General features: G+C 71.2%; 23 protein-coding genes. 20 read left to right on the top strand and 3 right to left on the bottom strand.

All coding sequences use genetic code 11. The annotated features are described in order from the left end of the window. The first annotated feature begins 14 nt into the window (after window positions 1-14). The 19 genes from OWM54_RS40905 (at window position 15) to OWM54_RS40815 (ending at window position 17,500) form a co-directional block, all read left to right on the top strand. Window positions 15-404: a hypothetical protein gene (locus OWM54_RS40905; RefSeq protein ID WP_046713998.1), complete on the top strand. Its 390-nt coding sequence runs from the start codon at window positions 15-17 to the stop codon at window positions 402-404. 3 nt (window positions 405-407) lie between these two features. Further along, window positions 408-1,274, top strand: a complete 867-nt coding sequence (locus OWM54_RS40900) for a hypothetical protein (RefSeq protein WP_267700831.1) — start codon at window positions 408-410, stop codon at window positions 1,272-1,274. A gap of 1,964 nt (window positions 1,275-3,238) precedes the next feature. After that, window positions 3,239-3,448, top strand: a complete 210-nt coding sequence (locus tag OWM54_RS40895; protein WP_223751808.1) for a hypothetical protein — start codon at window positions 3,239-3,241, stop codon at window positions 3,446-3,448. Window positions 3,449-3,451: 3 nt separating this feature from the next. Further along, window positions 3,452-4,480: a hypothetical protein gene (locus OWM54_RS40890; protein WP_267700830.1), complete on the top strand. Its 1,029-nt coding sequence runs from the start codon at window positions 3,452-3,454 to the stop codon at window positions 4,478-4,480. Window position 4,481: 1 nt separating this feature from the next. After that, entirely contained in the window at window positions 4,482-5,366 is an 885-nt protein-coding gene (locus tag OWM54_RS40885; RefSeq protein WP_267700829.1) for a hypothetical protein, read from the top strand. Further along, window positions 5,363-5,908 carry a hypothetical protein gene (locus OWM54_RS40880; protein ID WP_267700828.1) on the top strand — a complete coding sequence of 182 codons (546 nt, stop codon included), beginning with the start codon at window positions 5,363-5,365 and terminating at the stop codon, window positions 5,906-5,908. The genes OWM54_RS40885 and OWM54_RS40880 overlap by 4 nt, the downstream gene beginning before the upstream one ends. Further along, entirely contained in the window at window positions 5,905-6,537 is a 633-nt protein-coding gene (locus OWM54_RS40875; protein WP_223751804.1) for a phage baseplate assembly protein V, read from the top strand. The genes OWM54_RS40880 and OWM54_RS40875 overlap by 4 nt, the downstream gene beginning before the upstream one ends. A 2-nt stretch (window positions 6,538-6,539) precedes the next feature. After that, window positions 6,540-7,190 (top strand): hypothetical protein, encoded by a 651-nt coding sequence (locus OWM54_RS40870; protein ID WP_223751803.1) that lies wholly within the window; start codon window positions 6,540-6,542, stop codon window positions 7,188-7,190. Next, window positions 7,190-7,600, top strand: a complete 411-nt coding sequence (locus OWM54_RS40865) for a GPW/gp25 family protein (RefSeq protein ID WP_141323099.1) — start codon at window positions 7,190-7,192, stop codon at window positions 7,598-7,600. The genes OWM54_RS40870 and OWM54_RS40865 overlap by 1 nt, the downstream gene beginning before the upstream one ends. 46 nt (window positions 7,601-7,646) lie before the next feature. Further along, on the top strand, window positions 7,647-8,135 hold the full coding sequence (locus OWM54_RS40860) for a hypothetical protein (RefSeq protein WP_267700827.1): 489 nt from the start codon (window positions 7,647-7,649) through the stop codon (window positions 8,133-8,135). Then, window positions 8,117-9,700 (top strand): baseplate J/gp47 family protein, encoded by a 1,584-nt coding sequence (locus tag OWM54_RS40855; protein WP_267700826.1) that lies wholly within the window; start codon window positions 8,117-8,119, stop codon window positions 9,698-9,700. The genes OWM54_RS40860 and OWM54_RS40855 overlap by 19 nt, the downstream gene beginning before the upstream one ends. Continuing rightward, the gene (locus OWM54_RS40850; RefSeq protein ID WP_267700825.1) at window positions 9,697-11,091 is read left to right on the top strand and encodes a hypothetical protein; all 1,395 of its coding nucleotides are present in this window, start codon (window positions 9,697-9,699) and stop codon (window positions 11,089-11,091) included. Before OWM54_RS40855 ends, OWM54_RS40850 begins: the two co-directional genes overlap by 4 nt. After that, window positions 11,088-12,836, top strand: coding sequence for a tail fiber domain-containing protein (locus tag OWM54_RS40845; protein WP_267700824.1), 1,749 nt, complete (start codon window positions 11,088-11,090; stop codon window positions 12,834-12,836). Before OWM54_RS40850 ends, OWM54_RS40845 begins: the two co-directional genes overlap by 4 nt. Continuing rightward, complete coding sequence (locus OWM54_RS40840; RefSeq protein WP_223751799.1) at window positions 12,833-13,042, top strand: hypothetical protein; 210 nt, start codon at window positions 12,833-12,835, stop codon at window positions 13,040-13,042. Before OWM54_RS40845 ends, OWM54_RS40840 begins: the two co-directional genes overlap by 4 nt. A 26-nt stretch (window positions 13,043-13,068) precedes the next feature. Then, window positions 13,069-14,772, top strand: a complete 1,704-nt coding sequence (locus tag OWM54_RS40835) for a hypothetical protein (RefSeq protein WP_267700823.1) — start codon at window positions 13,069-13,071, stop codon at window positions 14,770-14,772. A gap of 12 nt (window positions 14,773-14,784) precedes the next feature. Then, window positions 14,785-15,552 (top strand): hypothetical protein, encoded by a 768-nt coding sequence (locus OWM54_RS40830; protein WP_267700822.1) that lies wholly within the window; start codon window positions 14,785-14,787, stop codon window positions 15,550-15,552. A gap of 112 nt (window positions 15,553-15,664) precedes the next feature. Beyond that, the gene (locus OWM54_RS40825; protein WP_267700821.1) at window positions 15,665-15,883 is read left to right on the top strand and encodes a hypothetical protein; all 219 of its coding nucleotides are present in this window, start codon (window positions 15,665-15,667) and stop codon (window positions 15,881-15,883) included. 22 nt (window positions 15,884-15,905) lie between these two features. After that, window positions 15,906-16,037, top strand: a complete 132-nt coding sequence (locus tag OWM54_RS40820; protein ID WP_255510287.1) for a hypothetical protein — start codon at window positions 15,906-15,908, stop codon at window positions 16,035-16,037. Window positions 16,038-16,330: 293 nt separating this feature from the next. Further along, the gene (locus OWM54_RS40815) at window positions 16,331-17,500 is read left to right on the top strand and encodes a hypothetical protein (RefSeq protein ID WP_324289176.1); all 1,170 of its coding nucleotides are present in this window, start codon (window positions 16,331-16,333) and stop codon (window positions 17,498-17,500) included. Between the two features lie 29 nt (window positions 17,501-17,529). On the opposite strand, the gene OWM54_RS40810 is transcribed toward OWM54_RS40815, so the two are convergent. Then, window positions 17,530-18,891: a DHA2 family efflux MFS transporter permease subunit gene (locus tag OWM54_RS40810; RefSeq protein ID WP_223751830.1), complete on the bottom strand. Its 1,362-nt coding sequence runs from the start codon at window positions 18,889-18,891 to the stop codon at window positions 17,530-17,532. A 222-nt stretch (window positions 18,892-19,113) separates the two neighbouring features. Then, window positions 19,114-20,094: a pirin family protein gene (locus OWM54_RS40805; protein WP_267701211.1), complete on the bottom strand. Its 981-nt coding sequence runs from the start codon at window positions 20,092-20,094 to the stop codon at window positions 19,114-19,116. 309 nt (window positions 20,095-20,403) lie between these two features. Here OWM54_RS40805 and OWM54_RS40800 point away from each other — a divergent pair, with 309 nt between their 5' ends. Then, entirely contained in the window at window positions 20,404-21,513 is a 1,110-nt protein-coding gene (locus tag OWM54_RS40800; protein WP_267700818.1) for a heparan-alpha-glucosaminide N-acetyltransferase domain-containing protein, read from the top strand. On the opposite strand, the gene OWM54_RS40795 is transcribed toward OWM54_RS40800, so the two are convergent. Continuing rightward, window positions 21,499-21,987, bottom strand: a complete 489-nt coding sequence (locus OWM54_RS40795) for a VOC family protein (protein ID WP_223751793.1) — start codon at window positions 21,985-21,987, stop codon at window positions 21,499-21,501. The two genes, OWM54_RS40800 and OWM54_RS40795, sit on opposite strands and share 15 nt — an antisense overlap. Window positions 21,988-22,014 lie beyond the last annotated feature (27 nt).

The following is a 22,014-nucleotide window of genomic DNA, read 5'->3' as shown; positions in this document are numbered from 1 at the left end:
GAGGGAACGCATCGATGCCAACGGTATTCTCAGCCAACCGTAGCAGCATCCTCGTCGACGGCGAGGCCGTGGACGGCCTCCAGTCGCTCGCCTTCCGGGTGGTCACGGAGCGCGAGGACATCCGCGCCATCGGCTCCAACGAGCGCGTGGACGTCATCTTCGGCCTGCGCACCGTCATCGGTGAGCTGGTCATCCGCTCCGCCGCCGTGAAGCTGGACTCGCTGCTCGACGCGCGCGGCAAGTTCCAGCTGGTGGCCAACCTCAAGCGCACCGAGGGCACGGACGACACGCGCACCCTGTCCTTCGACGACTGCTTCGTGGAGAGCAAGTCGTTCCAGATGGACGCCCACGGCAGCGCCGCCACGACGTACGCCTTCACGGCGACCCGCCTGCGCGAGGAATAGTCCGTGAGGGAGGCGCCCGCGAGCCCACACACGGAATCGCCCAGAGCGTCGGTCTCCATCGAGATCGACGGCCGGCGATTCCGCCTCCACACCGAGGACTCCTCGCGGAGCATCGAGGTGGAGGTCGCCACCGGGGAGCGCGTCCCGCTCCGACGGTGGGGCTTCGGGGCGCACCTGCGCGCGCTGGACTCGCACGCGCGGCTGGAGGGCGCAAGGCTGGACTTCGACGCGGAGGCCTTCGCGCTCGACGTGCTGCGGGACTCGGGCGTTCCGGAGTCGTGCTTCACGGAGCTGGCGCCGCTCGCGCTGTGGTGGGCGCTGTGTGGACTTCGCGAGCCGTCCGTCGGGGTGCTTCCCGAGGGATGGCGGCAGGTGGGCGAGGTGCGTGCCCGGCTGCGCCCATGGACGTTCGCCGAGCGCACCCAGGTGCTCGAGGCGAGCCTGGTCACGCTGGCCGATGGTGCCCGCGAGCTGAGCCTGGAGCGGTATCTGCGGGGGATGCTCGACACGTCGGTTGTCGAGTGGGTTCCCCCGGTGGCGCTGGAGTCGCTGGACGGCGCCACCACCGCGGCGCTGCTGGAGGCGGTGGTCACCGTCAACGCGGACGCCGCGAGTCCCGAGGACCGGATGCTGGAGACTTCCGGCAAGCAGGCCCGGGTCCTCGCGGAGATGACGCTGAAGCTGTGCCGTGCCCTGGGGTGGACTCCCGCCCAGGTCTGGGCGACGCCCGCCTCCGAGGTGGACCGACTGCTGACGATGTTGAAGCTCACGGAGCCTCCTGCTCCGCCTCCGCGTCAGCCCCCCGCATCGCGGGCCCCGCGGCTGTCCGACCTTCCCGATGCGGTGGTCATCCAGGTGGAGGACGACTGATGCGAACGACGTTCACCACCGCGGAGCTGACCTCACGCCTGCGCACCCCGGCGCTGCGTGCACTCGAAGGGGTCGCGCGGCAGATCGGCGCGCCCCTCCCGCGCCCCCTCGAGGAGCCACGTCCCGGGCCAGCCGAGGAGAACGTCGCGAGCGCGACGGCTGGAACCGACGCATCCCGCCTGGCTCGCACTCCGAACCCGTCAAGCCACATGCGGTCCGGAGCGCTCGTCATGGCGAATGACGGAGCCCTCTTGAAGCCCGCGCATGGACACGAGGTGCCCTCAGGCCTCTCGTCGAGGGACGTGGCGCCGCCCCAACGAGCACCCCTCTCCCCATCGATTGAGACGCGGGGGCTTGCGTCCCAAGCATCCGTTCCGAGCAGCCTCTCGACGGCTGCCACGCACAAGATCCAGCAGGACGTGGCCGCGAGTCACGCAGCGCATGAGACGCGCGACCTCGCGCTCTCGACGGAGGCCGCGCACATGGCCCCCCAAGGCCCTTCCTCGGGTCACACAGCGCCTGGGACGCGCGACTTCGCCCTCTCGACGGAGGCCGCGCACAAGGCCCAGCGGGCTCCTTCCGCGAGTCACACAGCGCCTGGGATGCGCGACTTCGTCCCCTCGGCGGCTGCCGCGCACATGACCCAGCAGGAGCCTTCCGCGAGTCACACAGCGCCTGGGCCGCGCGACTTCGCCCTCTCGACGGATGGCGTGCACAAGGCGCGGCAAGCTCCTTCCGCGAGTCACACAGCGCCTGGGCCGCGCGACTTCGCGCTCTTGACGGAGGCCGCGCACAAGGCCCAGCAAGCTCCTTCCACGAGTCACACAGCGCCTGGGATGCGCGACTTCGTCCCCTCGGCGGATGCCGCTCACATAGCCCAGCAAGATCCTTCCGCGAGTCACACTGCGCCTGGGCCGCGCGACTTCGTCCCCTCGGCGGATGCCGCGCACAAGGCGCAGCAGGCTCCTTCCGCGGGTCACACTGCGCAGGGAACACGCGACCTCGCCCTCTCAACGGATGCGCCGCGTGAGATGCAGCACGCTTCGCGCGCGAGTCACACGGCACACGGGACGCGCGCTCTTGCCCTCTCGATGGTTGCGACGCGCGAGGCTCGGCACGGTCCCGTCGCGAGTCACGCAGCAGATGGAGCAGCGGCCTCCAGCCCGTCTTGGGCCTCATCCCGTGATGCGGCGCATGGGGCATCCGACCTCACATCGCTTGCGTCATCGAGCGAAGCCGCCCTCGCCGCTCGGGGGCTCTCCCCTGAAGCGTCCGCGTCTCACGCCTCGTCGGGTGACTCGGTGCGAACCGGTGCCTCCGCGACACATGAACACGCTCCGCGCGTGCAACACGGATTTGCGTCGCGGGCGTCCGAGTCCCTCGGAGCCTCTCCTGTTCCCAGGGGGTGGTCCTCCGACGCCTCGATGTTCGCGAGCGATGACGGAAGCGGCACGGCCACGACTCCCCTGTCCGTCTCCGTGGGACCGCGCCCCGATGCATCGCCGCACGCCAGCGGTCCCCGAGGGCCCGAGGTCTCCGCCGGGACGCCCGTTGCTTCCGCCGCAACAAGACCCGCACCGGAAGGACTCCGCATCACCGTCAAGTCCACGGACCCGGCCTCGCCGAAGCGACAGGTCGTCCGGCTCATGCGAACCCTGCCTCCCAGCAGCACCGCGGTGCCCGCTCCGCCGCTCGTCGCCGATGCGACGACCCTCCCAGCTCCGCACGAGCGAGCCTTCGAGGTCCCCCTCCCCTCGCCCGCCGCGAGCGGTACTCCCACGAGCGCGGACGTCGGCCCACGCCCACGCGTCGTGCAGCTGCTGTCTCCCACACCGCCGTCGCCCACGGCTCCCCACGCTCGTCCCAAGTCCCGACTCACGTTCGCGCCTCCCGAAGCGCCGTCGCCCGCTGCCGCGCCCTCCCCCCAGCCGGTGCTCCCCCTCTCGCGTGATGTCTCCCACGCGATGGCGCCGCTGCTGGAGCACGCGCGACAGCTCTCCGTCCCCGCCCCGAGCACCGAGCCCAACACCAGCGCCCCCGTCCAGAACACGTTCAACGTGAGCGTGCAGGTCGGCGCCGACAACACGGCGACGGGCATGGACCGGCGCACGCTGGAGGACGCGCTGGTGGACATCCTCCGCGAGTCGGCGCGTCGCCACGGACTGGAGGTCTGAGCCATGGCCGGCATCGGATACACGGTGAGCATCGGCTCGCTCCGGGCCTCCAACTCCTCCCGACAGGGCCAGGCCCTGGTCCGCTCCATCTCCAGCGAGCTGACCATGGACGGCGTAGGCGGACGGTGCACCGTGGAGCTCGTCCCCTCCGACGCGGGGCTCCCCTCTCCCGGCGAGTCCACCACCATCGCCCTGGACCCGGGTGACGGCTCCGTCACCGTCTTCACCGGACAGGTGCTGGAGGCCCGCGCCGCCGCGGACTCCGCCGTCGTCATCGGCGGCGACGCGCTCACCCAGCTCGCGCGCATCGACGCCACGGGCGCCTACGAGCAGATGTCCGCGGGCGCCATCGTGCGAGACCTGCTCGGACTCGCGAGCGCGAAGGCGGGCACCGTCGAGGACGGCCTGACGTTCCCCAGCTACGTGCTCCACCGCGGCCCTCGCGCCCTGCGCCACATCCAGCGCCTGGCCGAACAGTGCGGCTTCGACGTCTTCACGAACGGAAGAGGCCAGGTGCACTTCTCCGCGCCCAGGAAGGGCGGCGCGGACCACACGTTCGTCTACCGCACCCAGGTGCTGCGCACGCAGCTGCACCAGGCGCTCCCCGCCATCGACGGCTTCGAGGTCTGGGGCGAGGGCGCGGCCAGCTCCCAGGGCGACAGCAAGGCCCACTGGCTGGTGGACGACGTCGCCCCCATCCACGGCAAGGCCGCGCTGGGTGACCAGGGGCAGGTCCGCGCTGGCTCCGTGGGCAAGCACTCGCGCGAGGTGAAGGACGGCGCCGTGCGCAGCGGTGACAGCGCCTCCGCGCAGGCCAAGGGCCGCGTCACCGCGCTGGCGTCACGCAAGCTCCAGGGCTTCCTCGTCGTGCTCGGCGCGCCCGCCGTCCAACCCGGAGACCTCATCGCCGTGAAGGACATCCCCCAGGGACACCCCGTGGAGGACCTGCTCTCCGGACAGGTGCTCCGCGTGCGCACCGTGCGCCACCAGCTCGACGCCCGCACGGGCTTCACCACCCGGATGGAGCTCTGACATGCCCGTCCGCATCGGAAGAATCGAGCTCATCGGGCTCACGAAGATCTACACCGAGGACGCGCGCAACCTCGTCCAGCAGCGCGTGCCCGGGCAGGCCGGCAGCGTCTTCCAGGACCTGGGCCGCGAGCCCGTCACCGTGGTCATGGAGGGCCTGCTGCTCGGGGAGGATCCGCAGGCCGCGCTGGAGGAGCTGCGTCAGGCGCAGATGAAGGCGACGCCCCTGTCGTTCGCCTCGGACGCCATCGCCGGCGCGGACCTCACCGACGTCCTCATCGCGGACTTCCAGGTGCGCCAGCTCGCGGGCCACCAGAGCCGCTTCAGCTTCTTCCTGCGCGTGAAGGAGTACGTCGAGCCCCCCGCCAAGGCGGACGCGGGCGTCGGCGCGGTGAACGACGCCGTCTCCCAGGACGCGCAGTCCTGGGCCAAGAGCTCCACGGACGCCGCGGGCGTGCTCCAGAAGCCGGAGACGCTGATGGACGCGGTGGACGCGAACCCGGACCTGCTCGGCCACCTGTCGCCGGACGAGCTGGGCTCGGTGGTCAACGGCACCAAGGGCTCGCTCACCGGAGGCAACTTCAGCAGCCTGCTCGGCAAGCTCGGCAAGGTGAACCCCGGCGCCATCATCGGCTTCGTGCAGTCACTCAGTCAGGCGGGGAGCCTGGGCGAGTTCATCGAGAAGCTCGCCACCGAGGGCATCAACATCCTGGAGCAGATGACGGGCCTGGACCTGGGCGACGCGCTCGAAATCATCAAGGACATCGCGGGCGCCGGAGACTTCCTCGCCAAGGTCCAGCGCGTGGGCAAGGAGGCCGTCGCCCTGGGCGAGGTCATCAGCGGGTTCGATCCGCTCGGCCCCTTCAAGGACCTGGAGAAACTCCCGTGAGCACGACGGCCGACATCGTGGATGGCATCACCCGGCTCATCGATGCGCTGGACGAGCTGCTTGAGTCCAACACCGTCGCCGCCATCGTCCGGCTGGTGCGCAAGTGCGGCATCGGCGCCCCCGTGAAGGTCGTCCTCGACGGCATGGACAAGGCGCTGGACTTCATCATCACGTGGATCGGCAAGCTGGAGCAGGTCGCGGCCATCCCGGACCTGCTCGACAAGCTGGACCCCGCGCTCGATGGACTCAAGGCGCTGGGCGAGAAGTCCGAGCAGGAGATGCGCGACATGGGCCTGGAGCCCCTGGCCCCGCTCGCGGGCGCGGCGCACGCGGCGTACCTGCTCCTCGAGAAGATCCGCGCGGGCGTCACCGTCGTCCTCCAGGGCTATCTGCCCAAGCAGTCCCTCGCGTCGCTGCGCGGGGCCGTCATCGACCTGAAGGACACGCTGAAGGAGCTGGCCGAAGCGCTCGTCGCCCCCGGCACCGAGTCGTTCACCGCCCTGCCGTCCGGCGCGCCCCAGCTCGTGGGAGGCGGAGCATGAGCGACCTGGTCACCATCATCCGCGCCATCATCCGCGACGAGCTGGCCTCGCTGCGCCTGGGAGACCTGGGCGTGGTGACGAGCGCCTTCCCCCACGCGGACGGCGACGCGCACAACCACGAGTGCAACGTGAAGCTGCGCGAGAGCGGCCTGGAGCTGCGCCGCGTGCCCATCGCGACGCCGCACCTGGGCATGGTGAGCGCGCCGCACGCCGGGGACCTCGTCGTCATCACGTACCTCAACGGCGACCCCAACCGCCCCGTCATCACCGGCCGGCTCTACTCGGACAAGCTCAACCCGCCCATCCACGAGGCGGACGAGTGGCGCGTCGTCTCGCCCCCCAACGGCAAGACGTCCATCGCCATCGACCAGGAGCAGTCGGTGGTCATCACCGCCGGGGAGACCGTCGTCACGGTGAAGCAGGACGACGTCATCACCATCAAGGGCAAGACGGACCTGTCGCTGGAGGTGGAGGGCAACGTGCAGCTCAAGTGCACCGACTGCACGGTGGACGCGTCCGGGAAGATCGACCTGGGCAAGGGCGGCAGCGGCGTCATCACCGAGCAGAGCCACAAGTGCTACTTCACCGGCGCGCCGCTCAAGGGCTCGCAGGACGTGAAGGCCAAGTAACCATGCCCGCACCGAGCGGAAGCGAGATAGGCGGCCTGGCGAAGGGCGCCATGCAGTCCGCGGGGCTCCGGGGAGAGAACGCCCCGGACCTGGCCACCGCGCTCGGCGACGCGTGCGGACAGGCGTTCACCCTCTTCGCGAACATGGCCATCGTGTCACCAGGCATCCCCGCCGCCGCGCCTCCGCCGCCGGGCGCCGGCAGCACCGCGGGGCCCGGCATGATGCTGCCCCCGCCCGCGGGCGGCCCCGGCGCGTCGCAGATAGAGCCCATCGCCAAGGGCCTGCTCGCGTCCAACCAGCTCAACGGCGAGCAGCGCGACGCGCTGGCGAAGGCCATCGCGCAGACGGTGGAGCAGGCCCTGGTGCTCTTCACCACGACGGTGATGGTGGCGCCGGGGATGGCCATCGCGGGCTTCACCACCACGTCGCCGGGCAGCCTCATGGGCGCCGCGCCCGCCAAGCCCATGCTCCAGCCGATTGCGCTCGGCTTCCTCCAGGCCGGTGGCATCCGGGGAGAGAACGCGCCGGACCTGGCGGGCGCGATGGCGCAGACGCTGGCCGACGCGCTCACGCAGATGATGACGCGCCTGAAGGTCGCCCCGGGCATCCCCAGCTCGCCCGGCGCCACCGCGGGCCCGGGGAGGTTGCTCTGATGGCGGACGCGCTCAAGACCGACCTGCGGCTCTCCTTCAAGGAGTCGGGCGGCGTGGACCTGGACTGGTCCGACGACGGCGGCGCCGCGACGGTGAGCGGCAAGGACAACCTCATCCAGGCCCTGACGATGCGGCTGCTCGTCTACCGCGGACACCTGGAGCAGCTGGGCCACCAGCGCTACGGCAGCCGGGTGGCGGACCTCATCGGCGAGCCGCTGGACCGCGCCAACCTGGACCTGCTGCGCAGGTACGTGCGGCAGGCCATCAAGGAGGACCCGCGCGTGGACGAGGTGCTGCAGCTCACCGTCTCCGCGCGGCCGGACCTCCCGGGGGCCGTGGAGGTGCGGGCGCGCATCCGCGCCATCACCGGCGACCCGGTGGAGCTGGGGCTGTCGCTCGACCTGGGCTGAGCGCGGCGGGACACACGGGGTACGGACACGACTTCGGGAGAGCGTGATGAACGGCAAGGAAACGCAGGGCATGAACGGAGTGCTGACCCTGGAGCTCTTGAACCTGGACGGCACGCTGATGGAGCGCCGCAAGGTCCCCAACCTCATCACCATCGCCGGCAAGCGGCTGGTGGCGGAGCTGCTCATGGGGCGCGTCAACGCGCTGACCACGAGCTGGTCCATCGCCGTGGGCACCGGCACCACGCAGCCGATGCCTTCCAACATCAGGCTCGACAACCAGGTGGACCTGGCCGCGGACACCGCGCCCAAGGTGGAGGAGGTCATCCTCGGCGACGGCACCAGCACGGTGCGCGCCCTGGTGACGGCCACCCTGCCCCCGCCGCCGGCCCAGTCCACGGTCCAGCCCCTGACGGAGGCCGGCATCCTCGTCACGTTGGGGACGGGGGCGCCCATCCTCTTCAACCGCGTGCGCTTCGAGGAGGTCAACCGGGGCTCCAACATGGTCATGAAGATGACGTGGGAGATCTCCTTTTGAGCCTCATCCCTCCGGAGACGACCACGTTCAGCGCCATCGTCGAGCGGCTGCTGGCGAACATGGGGGCAGGAACGGACCCCAACGCCGGAGGCATGGCTCGGACCCTCGCGGAGGCGTACGCGCGGGAGATGGCGACGTTCTACGCGATGATGGAGCTGGCGCACCGCTCGGGCTACCTGGACACCGCCGAGGGCGCGGCGCTGGACAACGTGGTGGCAGTGCTGGGCCTCACGCGCGCACGCGCCGGACGCCTCACCGGCGAGGTGGAGCTCAGCCGCGCCGCGCCCGCGCCGGAGGACATCGGCATCCCCGCCGGACGGCAGGTAACGGGCATGGCGGCGGACGGCCAGCCCCTGCCCCTCTTCGAGACGCTCGAGGACGCCACGCTGCGCAAGGGCGACACGCGCGTGCTCATCCCGGTGCAGGAGGTCCAGTCGGACGACGAGGACGCGCGTCAGGCGCCCCCCGTCATCAACCCCTTCCAGCTGACGCTGATGCCCCGGCCCATCCTGGGCATCGAGGCCGTCTCCAACCCGGCCCCGCTGCGCCGGGACTCAGAGGACGAGACGGACACAGACCTGCGCGCCCGCGCGCGCACCGCGATGCGCGACGGCGAGAAGGGCACGCTGGAGTCCATCGCCGCGGCGGTGCGCAAGCAAGGGGTCCAACACGTCACGGTGCGAGAGCCCTCGGACGCGCCGCCTGGCGTCGTCGACGTGCTGGTGGGCGACACGGACTTCGAGTCGGACGTCGAGGGCGTCCGGCGCGTCGAGGCCGCCATCCGCGAGTCCAAGGCCGCGGGCATCCTGGTGCGGCTGCGCTATGCGCGCACCATCTTCTTCCTGCTCGACTTCAAGGTGGAGCCGAACGACGACGCCATGGACGAGGCGACGTTCGACCGGCTGCGCCGCGAGCTCCAGCAGAAGCTGTCCAGCTACATGCGGGAGCTGCCCGTGGGCGCGTCGGTGAGCCGGCGCAAGCTGGAGGCGCTGTTCTACGGCGACCCGGCGGTGCGGCGCATCTCCGACATCCAGGTGGAGACGTACGTGTGGGGGACCGCCTCCGAGGCCGCGCTCGGGAAGACGCTCGTGCTGGAGTCCACCAGCCGCCTGTATGGGGCCAACCGGGACTGGCGGCTGGAGTCGCTCGAGGCCGCGCGCGTGGACCTGGTGCGCAAGCCGCCGCGCATCACCCGGCTGCGCCCGCCGACGTGGCGGCTGGACCTGGTCGTCACGCTCGCCCAGGGCGACACGCGCACGGCGGAGCAGGTGCGCGACGCGCTGCGCGGCGCGATGGAGGTCCACGCGGCGCGGCTCACCGAGGAGGCGCAGCAGCGCCCCACCCTCCCGACGTACCTCACGCGCGGCAAGCTGGAGGAGGCGCTGCGCTCGCAGGCCCACGTCGCGGGGCTGCTCGGCTGTGACGTCACGCTGCCGTCGGGGACCACGGTGGCCCTGGTCTCCGCCGCCTCCGCGAATGCGCTCACCGAGGAGGTGACGCAGCTTGAGGTGTCCGCGGACCTGCGCCTCGTGTTCGGCGGAGCGGAGCTGGTGGGGGTCGGATGAGCGCGGACCAGCGCAGACGCCGCATGGTCGGCTACCTTCCCCCGGTCCTCCAATCGGGGACGAAGCTCAACGCGTTCTTCTCCACGCTCGCCCTGGAGCTGGAGCAGATGGAGGGCGGGCTGACGCGGCTGATGCGCTCGCGCTGGTACACCCTGGCCCGGGGCTTCGCCGTGGCGGAGTCACCCGCGGACAAGGCGCTCTCCGAGCTGGGGCGGCTCGGGGCGCTCCACGGGCTGCTGCCCCGCCGGGGGGAGTCCGCCGAGTACTTCCGCACGCGACTGGCGACGGTGGTGGAGCTGCACCGCACGGGCCTGGGCTCGGCGTCCGCGCTGCTGCGCCTGGTCTCCCTGGTCTACATGGCGCGGCAACCTCCGGCGGTGACGTGGGAGGAGGGCCGGACGGTGGCCCGGCTCGTCGTGCCCCGGAAGGACGGCACCTTCCGGCCGCTCACCCTGGAGCTGGTGGACAATCCGCAGACGCCCGCCACCGCCGGCTTCCGCGACGTGAGCGGCGGCCAGCGGCTGCTCACCACGAACGCGGGGCTCGCGACGGCGATGCCCACCATCACCCTGCGGGCCACCTCGCGCGAGGTCGCGGTGCCCATCCTGCGGCACGCGGAGTCCGGGCTCGACCTCATCTACCTGGGCCGCATCCCCCAGGGCGCCACGCTGAAGCTGCGGGACGGCTTCGCGCCCATGCTCGACGGCGTCCCCGTGGAGCGGCCCATCATCCTGGCCCACCCCACCCGCTTCTCCGACGAGAACGGGACGAGCCCACCGACGCGCTTCGACGCGGTGGACTCCCGCTTCTCCGTGTTCAAGGAGGACCATCGGCTGCCGGAGCTGCCGCCCGGCGAGAGTCACTGGACCTACGGCACGCTGGAGCGGCCCGAGGTGCGCGCCTATCTGCTCGGGTGGAGCGAGGAGGACGTGCTCGAGGCCGAGGCCCAGGCCCTGCCCCAGCGGGACACCCCGCCGTTGGAGCTGCGCTTCGACTGGACGGAGGTGTCCCCCGCCACCTTCTCGCTGCGCATCCCCGCGGACCACATCCCGCCGCACCTGCTGGAGCCGAACGAGGAGGGAGTGACGCCCGGACTGCCAGGGCTGGTGCAGGAGCTCACCGCCGCGCTGGAGTACGGACGGTGCGCCGGCGTGCGCACGCGCATCGAGCTGACGCTGCCCATGCCCGCCGAGGCGCTCGTGGCGCGCGAGGGCCCGCTGGGCGTCGTGCTGGAGGCGGACTTCTCCGAGCGGCTCGTCCCCACCGACGCGCTGACGTCGTTCGGCTCCCACATCGAATTGCATGAACAGTTCCCCGCGCCCCAGGAGTCGCTGACCTGGGGTGGCGTCTTCGACGGCACCCGTTTCGATACCTCGAGGTTCCAGCCATGAGTCAGCCCTACTACCCCGCCCGTCCCGGTGACCCCATCCTCGCGGACACCTGGAACAACATGCAGTTGCAGGCGCGAGCGGAGATCCACAACCACACCCACCGCGGCGGCCTGGATGGCAAGCAGCTCGCGGGCGACAGCATCTCCCCTTCCGCCATATTGAAGGTGACCCGCGTCGAGGCCACCGACACCCTCGTGGTGAGGAATGTCGACGTCACCACGCGCTTCCTGGACCTGGAGGCCCAGAAGCTGTCCCTCACGGGAGGCACCCTGAGTGGCCCGCTGACGGCGAACGCCAACGTGGGCATCGGCGCGGCGCCGGGGACCAAGCGCCTGCTGGTGGTGGCACCGCCGAACACCGAGGCCCCCGCGCCCCTGGAGGTGCGCACCTCGGGCAGCCAGACCTGGGGCATCGGCCTCGTCGTCAAGACGATGGGCGGCGCGGAGGGTGCGTCCATGCTCCTGCGCACCCGAACCAAGAGCTGGCAGGTGCGCGGAGAGCCCGGCCCGGCGGCGCTGGGCTTGCAGATCACCGAGGACGGAGGAGACCCGGAGACGGGCTCGGGCCCGGGCACGCCTCGGCTGCACATCAAGGCCGGCGGAAGCGTGGGGCTCAACACCAACGATCCGCAGGGCGCGCTGGACGTGCGGCTGCCAGGGGGCGCGTCCGGGTTCGACCGCTTCGTGGTGAACCTGACCAGCGACTGGTCCCCCGGCATGTCCCACGTGACCATCGGCGCGGGGCAGGCCGCGGGGCTGATGATCAACAACCCCCACGTCGTCTGGCACAAGGGCGAGTCGCGGGCGTCCATCCGCTATGGCCTGAGCGGCGGCACGGCCTCCGGCCTGTTCTGGGACGTGGGCGCGCGCGCGAACAACGCGTTCTCCTTCATCGTCAACAACACGTCGACGCTGTGGCTGAACGCGGATGGGAACATCGGCATCGGCACGCAGACGCCGGGCGCGCGACTGGACGTCCAGGGGGGCAACCTGCGCGTCGGCGGCGCCATCACGCCCTCCATCGGGAACTCCACGGGCAATGGCATCCAGTTCCCCGTGGACGCCTTCGGTGGCGCGGGCGACGGCGCGTGGATCCGCTACTACCGGCTCCCCAATCCGCTCCCGGGCGACGAGGAGAATGGCCGGCTGGTCATCGGCGTCGAGAACGACCCCGGGGACGCGTTCGCCATCTTCCAGGGGACCGCGGAGCGGCTGTGCATCGTCAACGGCAACGTCGGCATCGGCGCGGCGCGGCCCTCGGCCCCCCTGCATGTCCAGCAGCGCGAGGCGAACGTGGGCATCCGCCTCAGCGAGAACACCTCCGGTCGCTACATCGACATCGCGTACGAGGGCCAGGGCACCTTCCGCATGTTCCACAGCAGCGGCAACGGCCGCTACATGCCCCAGGATGGTGAGTGGCATAAGTTCTCCGACGTCCAGCTCAAGGAGAACATCGAGTCGCTCCAGGGCATCCTCCCGCGCGTGCTCGCGCTGCGCCCGGTGAGCTTCGACCTGAAGTCCACGGGCCATCACCAGCTGGGGCTCGTCGCGCAGGAGGTGGAGCCCCTGTTCCCGGAGCTCGTCTCGGACGCGCCCATGCTCGAGGACGGCAAGCCGCTCAAGGGGCTCGCGTACGAGGCCTTCAGCGTGCTGGCCATCGCAGCGCTCCAGGAGCTCAAGGCGCACTACGACACACGCATCGAGGCGCTGGAGCGGCGCCTCCACGACCAGGAGCAGCACGGATGAAGAGCCAGATCGAGAAGCGCCTCGCGGACCTCAAGGCCGAGCACGAGGCGGGACAGAAGATGCTCGCGGAGCTGGATGCGAAGCGCACGGGACTGGTGCAGACGATGCTGCGCATCGAGGGCGCCATGCAGGTGCTCCAGGAGCTCCTGCCCGCCGACGAGGCCACCAACGCCACCGTGACGAACCTCCCGCACGCCGCGCGCTGAAGCCCCGCGGCGCAGAGACTCCTGCCATGAGCGACACGCGCGTCGGCGCCACGCTGACCTATACCGGAACGGCCACTCCTCCCACGCCCGCGCAGGTGCCGGTGGACCCGGCCGGGCTCGTCGTCGCGCTGGAGGTGCCGGCGGGGGTGGTGTTGCTGCGCGCGTCGCTCGCCCTGCGCGCCCCTGGCGACGACGTGACGGTGAACCTGATTCCCACCGCCACGCTGGCCACGAGCACCGGGCAGAACGTGGTGGACGCGAGCCAGGCCATCACCTGGCTCAGCCTGGACTGGGGCTCTCGGCGGCCCCTGTCCTCGATGGAGCTGACCCTTCCGGCGTCACCGACCCAGACGGCCAAGAAGGGCCGCCTCAGCATCGCGGAGGGCGGCGCCTGGTATCCGCCCACGCCGTCCGACACCGTGGGCGTCAACGCCGTGGAGCCCCTGCCGGGCATCTTCGCCAGCCGCCTGCTGGTGGAGTTCGTGGAGGCGAACAACTCCCATCCTCCGTTGGGGACGCCGAAGACGCTGTCGGCGACGAAGCTCGCGAGCCTCACCCTGCGCGCGCCCGCGCGTCCGCCGGACCTCACCGCCTCCGCGGGTACGGGCTCGGGCGCGCTCTTCTTCCACCAGGCGCTCCCGATGAACGCGCGCCAGGAGCTGGTGATGGAGGACGTGCTCACCCAGGCGCTCCAGCGCGCCTGGCCCGCGAACCTCGAGGCGGGCCGCGTGACGGTGTCCCTGCGCGCCTCCGGCCTGGGCATGTTCGACCGCGTCCGGCTCGCGCTGGACACGCTCGATGACATCCGGCGCTTCAGCGACGGCGCCGAGGAGCGGACGCTCGCGCTGGACACGGACGGCACCGCCATCGCGAGCGTCTCCGTCCCAAGGGACCGCGCGCTGTCGGAGGTGCGCTTCCACGTGCGCCACGCCTTGCGCGACGAGCACCTGCCGCTGATTCCGCGTCCACCCGCGCGGCCCTCGCGCGCTCATCGCTGCGGCTCCGGGCGCTCCGCCGCACAGGCCTTCATCGCGTCGCGTGCTCCGGGGGCGTTGACGGCCGTGGACCTCCACCTGCGCCCGGGGACGCGCCAGGTGACGGGCACTGTCGCCCTCCACGCGGACGTGCACGACCGGCCCGACGAGGCGCCGCTCCCGGGGAGCGCCGTGCCACTGCTGCTCGAGGCGTCGGGGCCTCCGCCGTGGCCCGCGCGCTGGGTGTCCTTCACGCTCCCCAAGCCCCTCGCGCTGAACAAGGGGCGCTGGTGGGTGGTCGTCACCACCGACGAGGGAGAGGTCCTCTGGAGCCTCATCGAGCCCGCGTCCGGCACACCCGAGCCGGGAGCGGTGACACCGGACACCACGCTGCATCGCACCGAGCCGACCGGCCCCTGGCTGCCGCGCGACAGCGAGCTGCCCGGAGAGGCCCCGGGAGCCGCGCCGCTCTGGGCCTGCGCCCGTCCCCGCCTCCGCCCCATCGCGCCCGTGCCGCCGCCACCGCCCCGGCTCCAGTTGCGCTGGGGTACGAAGGTGCTCGACGTGACACCGGACGGTGACGGCGTCGTCCACCTGGACGCCCAGGCGCTGGCGGTGCTCACTCCGCCCGGTGGAACGGGCGAAGCACCATCGCTCGAGCTCATCGTCCAATCCCGCGTAGCCGGTGAGGTCACCCTCTCCGGACTCCAGGTCGTCATCCCCCGGCAGGAGACGTACGCGCTCTTCCCGAGATAGCGAGCCCCCACCATGCTCCTCGCCATCGAGTCCTACTTCCACGATGCGCTGCGCGCCGCGATTCCCGAGACGGTGGAGGTCGCGACCGGCCCCTCGCGAGGGCCCTCCGCCGAGATGGAGGCGCTCGTCGAGGTCATCGCCTCGCGGATGAAGCTCACGCTGCCCGAGGGCGATGACCTCACCGCGCTGCGACAGCCGTCCTACTTCGCGCAGGTGCATCGCTGGGCTGGCAATGGCACGCGCAAGGACTTCACCCTGCCGGCGAACGCGACGGGACAGGTGGTGGAGGTGGAGTCCCCTCCTGGCCGTCCGCTGCGTCGGGGCGACGACTACGTCGTGGAGGAGTCCACGCTGCGCCTGTACCGCGCGCCCGCGGTCGCCAGCGAGGCCGTGGTGGCCTACCTGCGAGGAACCCGCGCCGAGGGCTTCCTGGAGCGGCGGCGCTGTGAGCTGCGATTGTCCGTCCGCGCGTGGGTGAAGTCCCCGGGCAACGCGGCGCCGCTGCTGTCCCGCGCGCTCGCCGCGGCCCTGGCCGCGTCCGCGGACCTGGGAAACCTGGAGGACGAGGACACGGAGGCGGAGACCTCCGGGGTGCGTCTGCGATTGCTCCAACCCCAGGCAACCCTGGTGGAGGTCCATCGCACCCTGGAGCTGCAGGGCGACATTCCCTATCACCGCGCCCAGGCGAACTTCCTGGTCCGCGGAGAGCTGGAGCAGCTCGTCTCGCTCGGCACGCCCGAGTCCGAGGGCATCATCCTCGAGGTGCGGCGGGAAACGTAGGATTCACAACAGCTAGACTAAGCAGCAATTGAAGCAACTCCAGCATGTGTCGTCCCATCGACATTCGGGCGCGAGCACCCACGCACGCGCTCCGAACCCAAAGGACATCGACATGCCTCGTCATCTGTCGACCGTGCACGCGCTGGGAGGCACCTGGCAGTCCTCGGGTGTGGCGTTCAACGGCGGCTTCACCAGCTTCCCCATCTTCTCCGCGTCCCAGCCGGCCCACACGGTGACGGTGGGTAACCGGTATACGATTGGCTTCGGCACGCGCGACCCCAACGCGAGCGTCAATTTCTACGGCTTCCGCGCCCGCTACTTCCTGCCGTGAGCCGCGCGGCCTGGGGTGAGGCATGGACGCGCGGGGCACGCCTCCCGCGCACACCATCCTGGCCGGTGAGCGGTATGTGATTGGCTTCGCGGCCAGGGACCCGAACGGGTTCACCTGGGTCGGCGGCTTCCGCGTCAATGACTACCAGCCCTGACGTCCGCAGCATGGCGGCCCCTTCCTCTCGAAGGAAGGAGCCGCCACGTCTGGCCACCCCACCCCATCCGCGAGATGAGCCACGCCGCGAGTGACATCAATCACACACCCAGTCACACCTAACCATGAAATCCAGACAAAATAGCCAGTCCTGACAAATCTCCCGCGACAATTCCCGCCCCCGCTCGTTCAATCCAATGCATGGGAGGCCGGCACACCGGCGCCCATGTCATTCCAGTCAGCATTCGAGCGAAAGGGAGACACATGGCGTCCTACGTCAGAGCTGTTTCGAGCGTGAAGGGTTTGCGTTGGGGTGCGGTGTTGCTGGCGGGCCTGGTGGGCTGTGAGCCCACGACGACGAAGGAGCCCGCGACGAATCACCAGGAGGTGGGCTCCCTGGAGGAGCAGGCCAGGCTGCTGACGGCGCCTCCGGGCTGTGAGGAGATCACCCTCGGGGAGATGGCCAATGGCGTCGAGCTGACGCCGGTCATGTACACCAACCAGCCCACGCTGCGCGGCGACTTCAGCAGCTTCGGAGACCCGGCCGCCCGGGACCGGGCGTTCATCCGCCTGGACGTGGACACGACGCCGGGCCTCTACAACCTGGCCACCGCGGGCGGAAACACCTTCGCGTGCGACCAGTGCGTCTTCGGAACCAAGGACTCGGGCGCGGCCACGCAGAAGGACCTGGTGGCCGAGTCCGGCACGCTGCTGCTGGCGCTGAAGGTGTCCCCCGACCAGACCATCGGCGCGCTGGCCAACGTGGTGCTGCGCGAGGCCGTGGACGCCCCGCCCCTCAACGCGCCCTTCTGGGGCAGCGCGCTGGTGCCAGGTGGGGAGTGCAAGTGGATCCGCTTCGCGACGTGGAACACCGTGCGCCAGGGCGGGTGTGATCCCCGCCAGGGCTCGCTGACGGCGAACCTGCCGGACACCACGTGCGTGCCCACCAACTACGTGGCCTCGGACGGCACGCTGGAGCGCTCGCTGGGGACCAAGACGCAGGGCGAGGCGTGCACCACCACGCCGGCCGCGAGCGAGTACGAGCTGGCGTCGACGGACTGCGAGCAGGGCTACACCTGCACGGATCTGCTGTCGGAGAACGCGCAGTGCACCCAGACGTGTGACTTCCTGGCCGCCGACCCCGGGTGCCCCGAGGGCATGATGTGCGGCGTCTACGGCCTGTGCACCACGCAGGCCGTGCTGCAGTCGTTCGGCTTCCGGTTCGACACCGCGCCGGTGGGCTCCACGTGCACCCCGGGCGTGACGTTCGCCGAGTTCTGCGGCAGCGAGGGCGCGCGCGGCACGTGCCTGGACCTGGGCCGCACGGGCACCGCCACCTGCCTGCGCTACGAGCGGGCCCGCACGAACTGCGGTCCGGGTGAGGAGCTGGGCTACTTCAGCTACTCGCGTCCGCCCGGCGGCTTCGACCGCACCATGGGCTTCTGCTACCACGACGGCCTGTAGTCACCGCCATTCCTCGCGGCCCGGGTGCCTCACGAGGCCCGGGCCGCGCGTCCACCGATGCGCGAGCCCGCGTCCTCGGGCAGCCGGCGGAACAAGAACCCCGCCAGCGAGGACACCACGCCGATGGCGATGAAGGGCATCAGGAAGCGGTCCGGCGTCAGGGGCAGCTCGCCGGCCCCGCGCGCCAGGTGCAGCATGAGCGCGCCGAAGCTGATGCCCACGCTCAACGCCATCTGCTGCGTCACCACCGCCATGGTCGACGCCTGGCTCATCTTCTCCGGGGGGATGTCCGCGTAGGCCACGGCGTTGATGGCGGTGAACTGGAGCGAGCGCACGAAGCCGCTGACGAACAGCGTGACGACGATGACCGGGATGGGCGTGCCCACGCGGAACAACGCCGGCACGGCCGTCAGCACCGCGGCGGCCAGGTTGGAGCCCGTCAGCGTGGCGCGGAAGCCCAGCTTGCGGATGACCCACGGCGCCAGCGGCTTGCAGGACATGGCCCCCAGGCCCGTGCCGATGGTCATCATGCCCGCCTCGAAGGGGCCCCATCCCAGGCCCACCTGCAAGAGCAGCGGCAGCAGGAAGGGCGTCGCGCCCAGGCCCATGCGCACCAGCCCTCCGCCCGCGATGCTGGCGCGGAACGTAGCCACCTTGACCAGCCGCACGTCCAGCACCGGCCGATGGCGCCGCAGCGCGTGGCGCACGTAGAGCACCCCCGCGCCGACGGCCACCAGGGCCATGCCCAGCTGCGTCTCCGGAGGCACCAGCCCCACGCCCAGCGTCTCCACCGCGACAATCGTCAGCGTGATCGCCACGGCGGCGATGGCATAGCCCTTCCAGTCGAAGGGCCCCGGGTGCGGCTGCGGCAGCTCCGGCACGAAGCGCGCCACCGCGAGCATGCCCAACAGGCCCACCGGCACGTTGACGAAGAAGATCCACGGCCAGTCGGCCACGCCCAGGATGAGCCCGGCGATGGGGGGACCGATGAGCGGCCCCACGAGCGCGGGCATGGTGAACCAGCTCAGCGCGGACACCAGCTTCTCGCGCGGCGCCGAGCCCACCACGATGAGCCTGCCCACGGGCGTCATCAGCGCGCCGCCCAACCCCTGCAGCGTGCGGAACAGGACCAGCTGCGGCAGCGTGCGCGAGAAGCCGCACAGCACCGAGCCCAGCAGGAAGACGCTCATCGCGACCATGAAGACGCGACGAGGGCCGAAGCGGTCCGCCACCCAGCCGCTCGCCGGCGCGAGCACGGCCAGGGCCAGGATGTACGACGTCAGCGCCAGCTTGAGGTGGATGGGGTCCGTGCCGAAGGCCGCGGACAACGTCGGCAGCGCGGTGGACAGCGCGGTGGAGTCGACGAACTCCATGAACAGCGCGCTCGCCACCGCGATGGACGCCAGCCGGGAGCCTCTCTGGGAGGACGCGGGCGGCGAGCCGGGTGGAGAGGAGCCAGGGGAGTCGGACACCTCTCTTCTATGCACATGTGGCCGCGCGACTGTCACGCTCGACGACACTGCGCGCGGGCGGCCCCTCGCCCACCCTGCCACCGGGCGGCCGGCACTCGGCCGACGCCCCGGTGGAATCACGGACGGGGCGCGGGGGACTCGTCAGGCCGGCCGCTCCAGCCGGCCATCCGCGTGCCGGGCGAAGCGCCCCTCCTCGCGCGCGTGCACCGGGTCGTCGCTCTTCCAGGGCCACCCGCCGAACTGGGTGCGCTGGTAGTCGTTGAACGCCTGGACGATCTCCTCCCGCGAGTTCATGACGAACGGCCCGTGCTGCACGACGGGCTCGTTGATGGGGCGCCCCTGGAGCATGAGCAGCTCCGTCTCGTCCGGGCCGTTCTCCAGCAGCGCGTCCGCGTCCGGGCGCAGCTGCAGGACATGCCGGGCGGGGACGTCCCGGCCGCCGACCTTCAGCGCGGAGCCCTTGAAGAAGTACACGAAGCGGTTGCTGCTGCGCTGGGCCGCGGGCAGCGTCCAACGCGCGCCGGGCGACAGCTTCACCGTCCAGATGGCCACGTCCGAGTCCACCCGCGCGGCCCAGGACTTCGGCGGAGGCGACGGCGGCTTCGCGTCCCCCAGCCTGCCGGCCACCACGGTGACCTCGGTGGTGCGCCCCGCCTCGTCCTTCGCCACGTGGCGGGGGATGGCGTGGTCCCAGAGCATGGAGAAGTGCGGCGCCACGAGCTTGTCGGCGCGCGGGAGGTTGAGCCAGATTTGAAACAGCTCCACGGGGTTGGGCGCGTCCTTCTTCAGGAGCGGGAACATCTCCGAGTGCAGCACGCCGCTGCCCGCCGTGAGCCACTGCACGTCCCCGCCGCCGAAGCGCGCCGCGGCGCCCAGCGAGTCCGAGTGGTCCAACAGCCCGCTGCGGACGATGGTCACCGTCTCGAAGCCCCGGTGCGGATGCTGCGGGAAGCCCGGCACCACGGTGCCGTGGTACATGTTCCAGCCGTCGCGCCCCTCGAAGTCCTGGCCCAGCTGCCGGCCCGCCAGCGACGCGGTGGGCCCCAGCTGCTCGTTGCCCTGGGGGTAGGCGTCGACGTGGTGGACGCAGAACAGGAACGGGTCCGGCGTGGGCCAGGGCATGCCCCGCAGGGGGCCCATCCCCAGGATGACGGGTGGCGCTTCACTCCCTTTCGACGACTGGCTCATCCCCTGCTCCTCTGCCTTTCCCGGGCTCTTCGTGCAGCTCGCCGTGGTGGTGGCCCCCGCCACCGCGAGCAACCGCAGCGCCGCTCTCCGACTGACTTCCTCGCTCAAGGGGCCTCCTGCCACGCGTGACGCCGTCCGGAGCCTCTAATCCCGGCCAGCCCGGGGCGCATTCTTTCACGTCCGGGGCCCGCCAGCCCGCTCCCCATACACCTTCGCCCGGGGTTGCCGTAGGGTTCGCCCGCCGTGAGCCCATCCCCCCCCTTCGCCGTGTCCCAAGAGCGCGTGCGCGCCATCGACTGGCTGCGCGGCATCGCCGTGCTGTTCATGGTCCAGACGCACTCGCTGGCCCTGCTCACCCCGGAGCTGCGCAAGAGCGTCTGGGTGGGCCGCCTGCTCAAGGTGGACGGGCTGGTGGCCCCCGCGTTCATCTTCTCCGCGGGCTTCGCCCTGGCCCTCGTCATGGTGCGCAGCGCCGCCGCCGGGAAGCTGCGCGAGCGCGTGCCGCGAAACCTCCGCCGCGCCTGCGAGGTGCTGCTGGTGGCCTCGCTGGTCAACTGGGCCTGGTTCCCCCTGCTGAGCGAGCCGAAGTGGCTGCTGCGCATGGACATCCTCCAGTGCGTGGGCGTGTGCCTGCTCCTGATGTTGCCGGTGGCCGCCCTGCTCGCCTCGCGTCCCCGCGCGCTGGCCGGCCTGTGCCTCGCGCTGGCGTTCACCGTCTTCGCGGTGGCGCCGCTGGGGGAACAGGTGACGGGGCCGTGGGCCACGCTGACGAACAAGTCCTCCTTCGCGCCGTTCCCCCTGCTGCCCTGGCTGGGCTTCGGGTGGCTGGGCGCGTTCGCGGGGACACTCGCGGGCGCGTGGGGCCGCCGCGCGCTGGCCCTGGCGTTGCTGGCGCTGGTGACGGTGGGCGCCGTGGGCGCCGCGTCCGGCGACTTCCTCTTCCAGCTCTACCCGCACCACCGCTTCTTCGTGGCCAACCCGTCCAACTCCGCGGCGCGCTTCGCGTGGGTGTGCGCGGTGCTGCTCGGCTTGATGTGGCTGGAGGGGCGCGTGGCGGAGGCGAGCGCGCCTTCGCGCCTTCGGCGGTTCATCGAGGTGTTCGGCACCTCGTCGCTCTCCGCGTACTTCTTCCACGAGATGCTGCTGTTCTACCGGCTGGGGGGCGTCTTCTCGTTCCAGCGCTTCTGGGGGGACCAGAGCGACTGGCCCCAGTACTGGCTGCTCACCGCCGTGCTCATCGTCGCCACGTGGATGCTGTGCCTGGCGTGGGACGGGCTGGAGCGCCTGGTGAAGAGCGCGCTCCGGGCCGTGACGAAGCGCCCGCGTGGGGCGCTGACGTCAGTGGGAAGCTGACGCCAGCTTCTCGAAGGCGGAGACGACCTCGGGCGGGGCCTGCACCAGCTCGATGAGCACGCCCTCTCCGCTGTAGGGGAACTGCTCGTTGGCCTTGGGGTGCACGAAGCAGATGTCGAAGCCCGCGGCGCCCTTGCGGATGCCGCCGGGGGCGAAGCGCAGGCCCTGCTTCTCCAACCACGCCACGGCGACGGGCAGGTCATCCACCCACAGGCCCACGTGGTTGAGCGGCGTCTCGTGGACCCGGGGCTTGCCCTCGGGGTTGATGGGCTGCATCAGGTCCACCTCCACCTTGAAGGGGCCCGCACCGGCCGTGACGATGTCCTCGTCCACGTTCTCGCGCTCGCTGCGATAGGTGGAGTGAGGCGTCAGGCCCAGCAGGTCCACCCACAGCTTGCGCAGGGGGGCCTTGTCGGCGGCGCCGATGGCGATCTGCTGGACGCCCAGGATTCGGAAGGGTCTCGAGGTCTCCATGGAGGGGCACCCTGTCACGGGAAAATC

It is taken from the genome of Myxococcus sp. MISCRS1 (assembly GCF_026626605.1).
GTDB classification, from domain to species: domain Bacteria; phylum Myxococcota; class Myxococcia; order Myxococcales; family Myxococcaceae; genus Myxococcus; species Myxococcus fulvus.
The sequence above is the reverse complement of the archived record's forward strand: the minus strand, read 5'-3'. Positions and strand labels throughout refer to the sequence as shown.

Coding starts and splice junctions, on each gene's coding strand:
- OWM54_RS40870 (WP_223751803.1), top strand. CDS start 6,540: ATGCCCGCACCGAGCGGAAGCGAGATAGGCGGCCTGGCGAAGGGCGCC.
- OWM54_RS40905 (WP_046713998.1), top strand. CDS start 15: ATGCCAACGGTATTCTCAGCCAACCGTAGCAGCATCCTCGTCGACGGC.
- OWM54_RS40795 (WP_223751793.1), bottom strand. CDS start 21,987: ATGGAGACCTCGAGACCCTTCCGAATCCTGGGCGTCCAGCAGATCGCC.
- OWM54_RS40830 (WP_267700822.1), top strand. CDS start 14,785: ATGCTCCTCGCCATCGAGTCCTACTTCCACGATGCGCTGCGCGCCGCG.
- OWM54_RS40865 (WP_141323099.1), top strand. CDS start 7,190: ATGGCGGACGCGCTCAAGACCGACCTGCGGCTCTCCTTCAAGGAGTCG.
- OWM54_RS40845 (WP_267700824.1), top strand. CDS start 11,088: ATGAGTCAGCCCTACTACCCCGCCCGTCCCGGTGACCCCATCCTCGCG.
- OWM54_RS40820 (WP_255510287.1), top strand. CDS start 15,906: ATGGACGCGCGGGGCACGCCTCCCGCGCACACCATCCTGGCCGGTGAG.
- OWM54_RS40840 (WP_223751799.1), top strand. CDS start 12,833: ATGAAGAGCCAGATCGAGAAGCGCCTCGCGGACCTCAAGGCCGAGCAC.
- OWM54_RS40890 (WP_267700830.1), top strand. CDS start 3,452: ATGGCCGGCATCGGATACACGGTGAGCATCGGCTCGCTCCGGGCCTCC.
- OWM54_RS40860 (WP_267700827.1), top strand. CDS start 7,647: ATGAACGGCAAGGAAACGCAGGGCATGAACGGAGTGCTGACCCTGGAG.
- OWM54_RS40835 (WP_267700823.1), top strand. CDS start 13,069: ATGAGCGACACGCGCGTCGGCGCCACGCTGACCTATACCGGAACGGCC.
- OWM54_RS40825 (WP_267700821.1), top strand. CDS start 15,665: ATGCCTCGTCATCTGTCGACCGTGCACGCGCTGGGAGGCACCTGGCAG.
- OWM54_RS40850 (WP_267700825.1), top strand. CDS start 9,697: ATGAGCGCGGACCAGCGCAGACGCCGCATGGTCGGCTACCTTCCCCCG.
- OWM54_RS40885 (WP_267700829.1), top strand. CDS start 4,482: ATGCCCGTCCGCATCGGAAGAATCGAGCTCATCGGGCTCACGAAGATC.
- OWM54_RS40895 (WP_223751808.1), top strand. CDS start 3,239: ATGGCGCCGCTGCTGGAGCACGCGCGACAGCTCTCCGTCCCCGCCCCG.
- OWM54_RS40805 (WP_267701211.1), bottom strand. CDS start 20,094: ATGCCCTGGCCCACGCCGGACCCGTTCCTGTTCTGCGTCCACCACGTC.
- OWM54_RS40875 (WP_223751804.1), top strand. CDS start 5,905: ATGAGCGACCTGGTCACCATCATCCGCGCCATCATCCGCGACGAGCTG.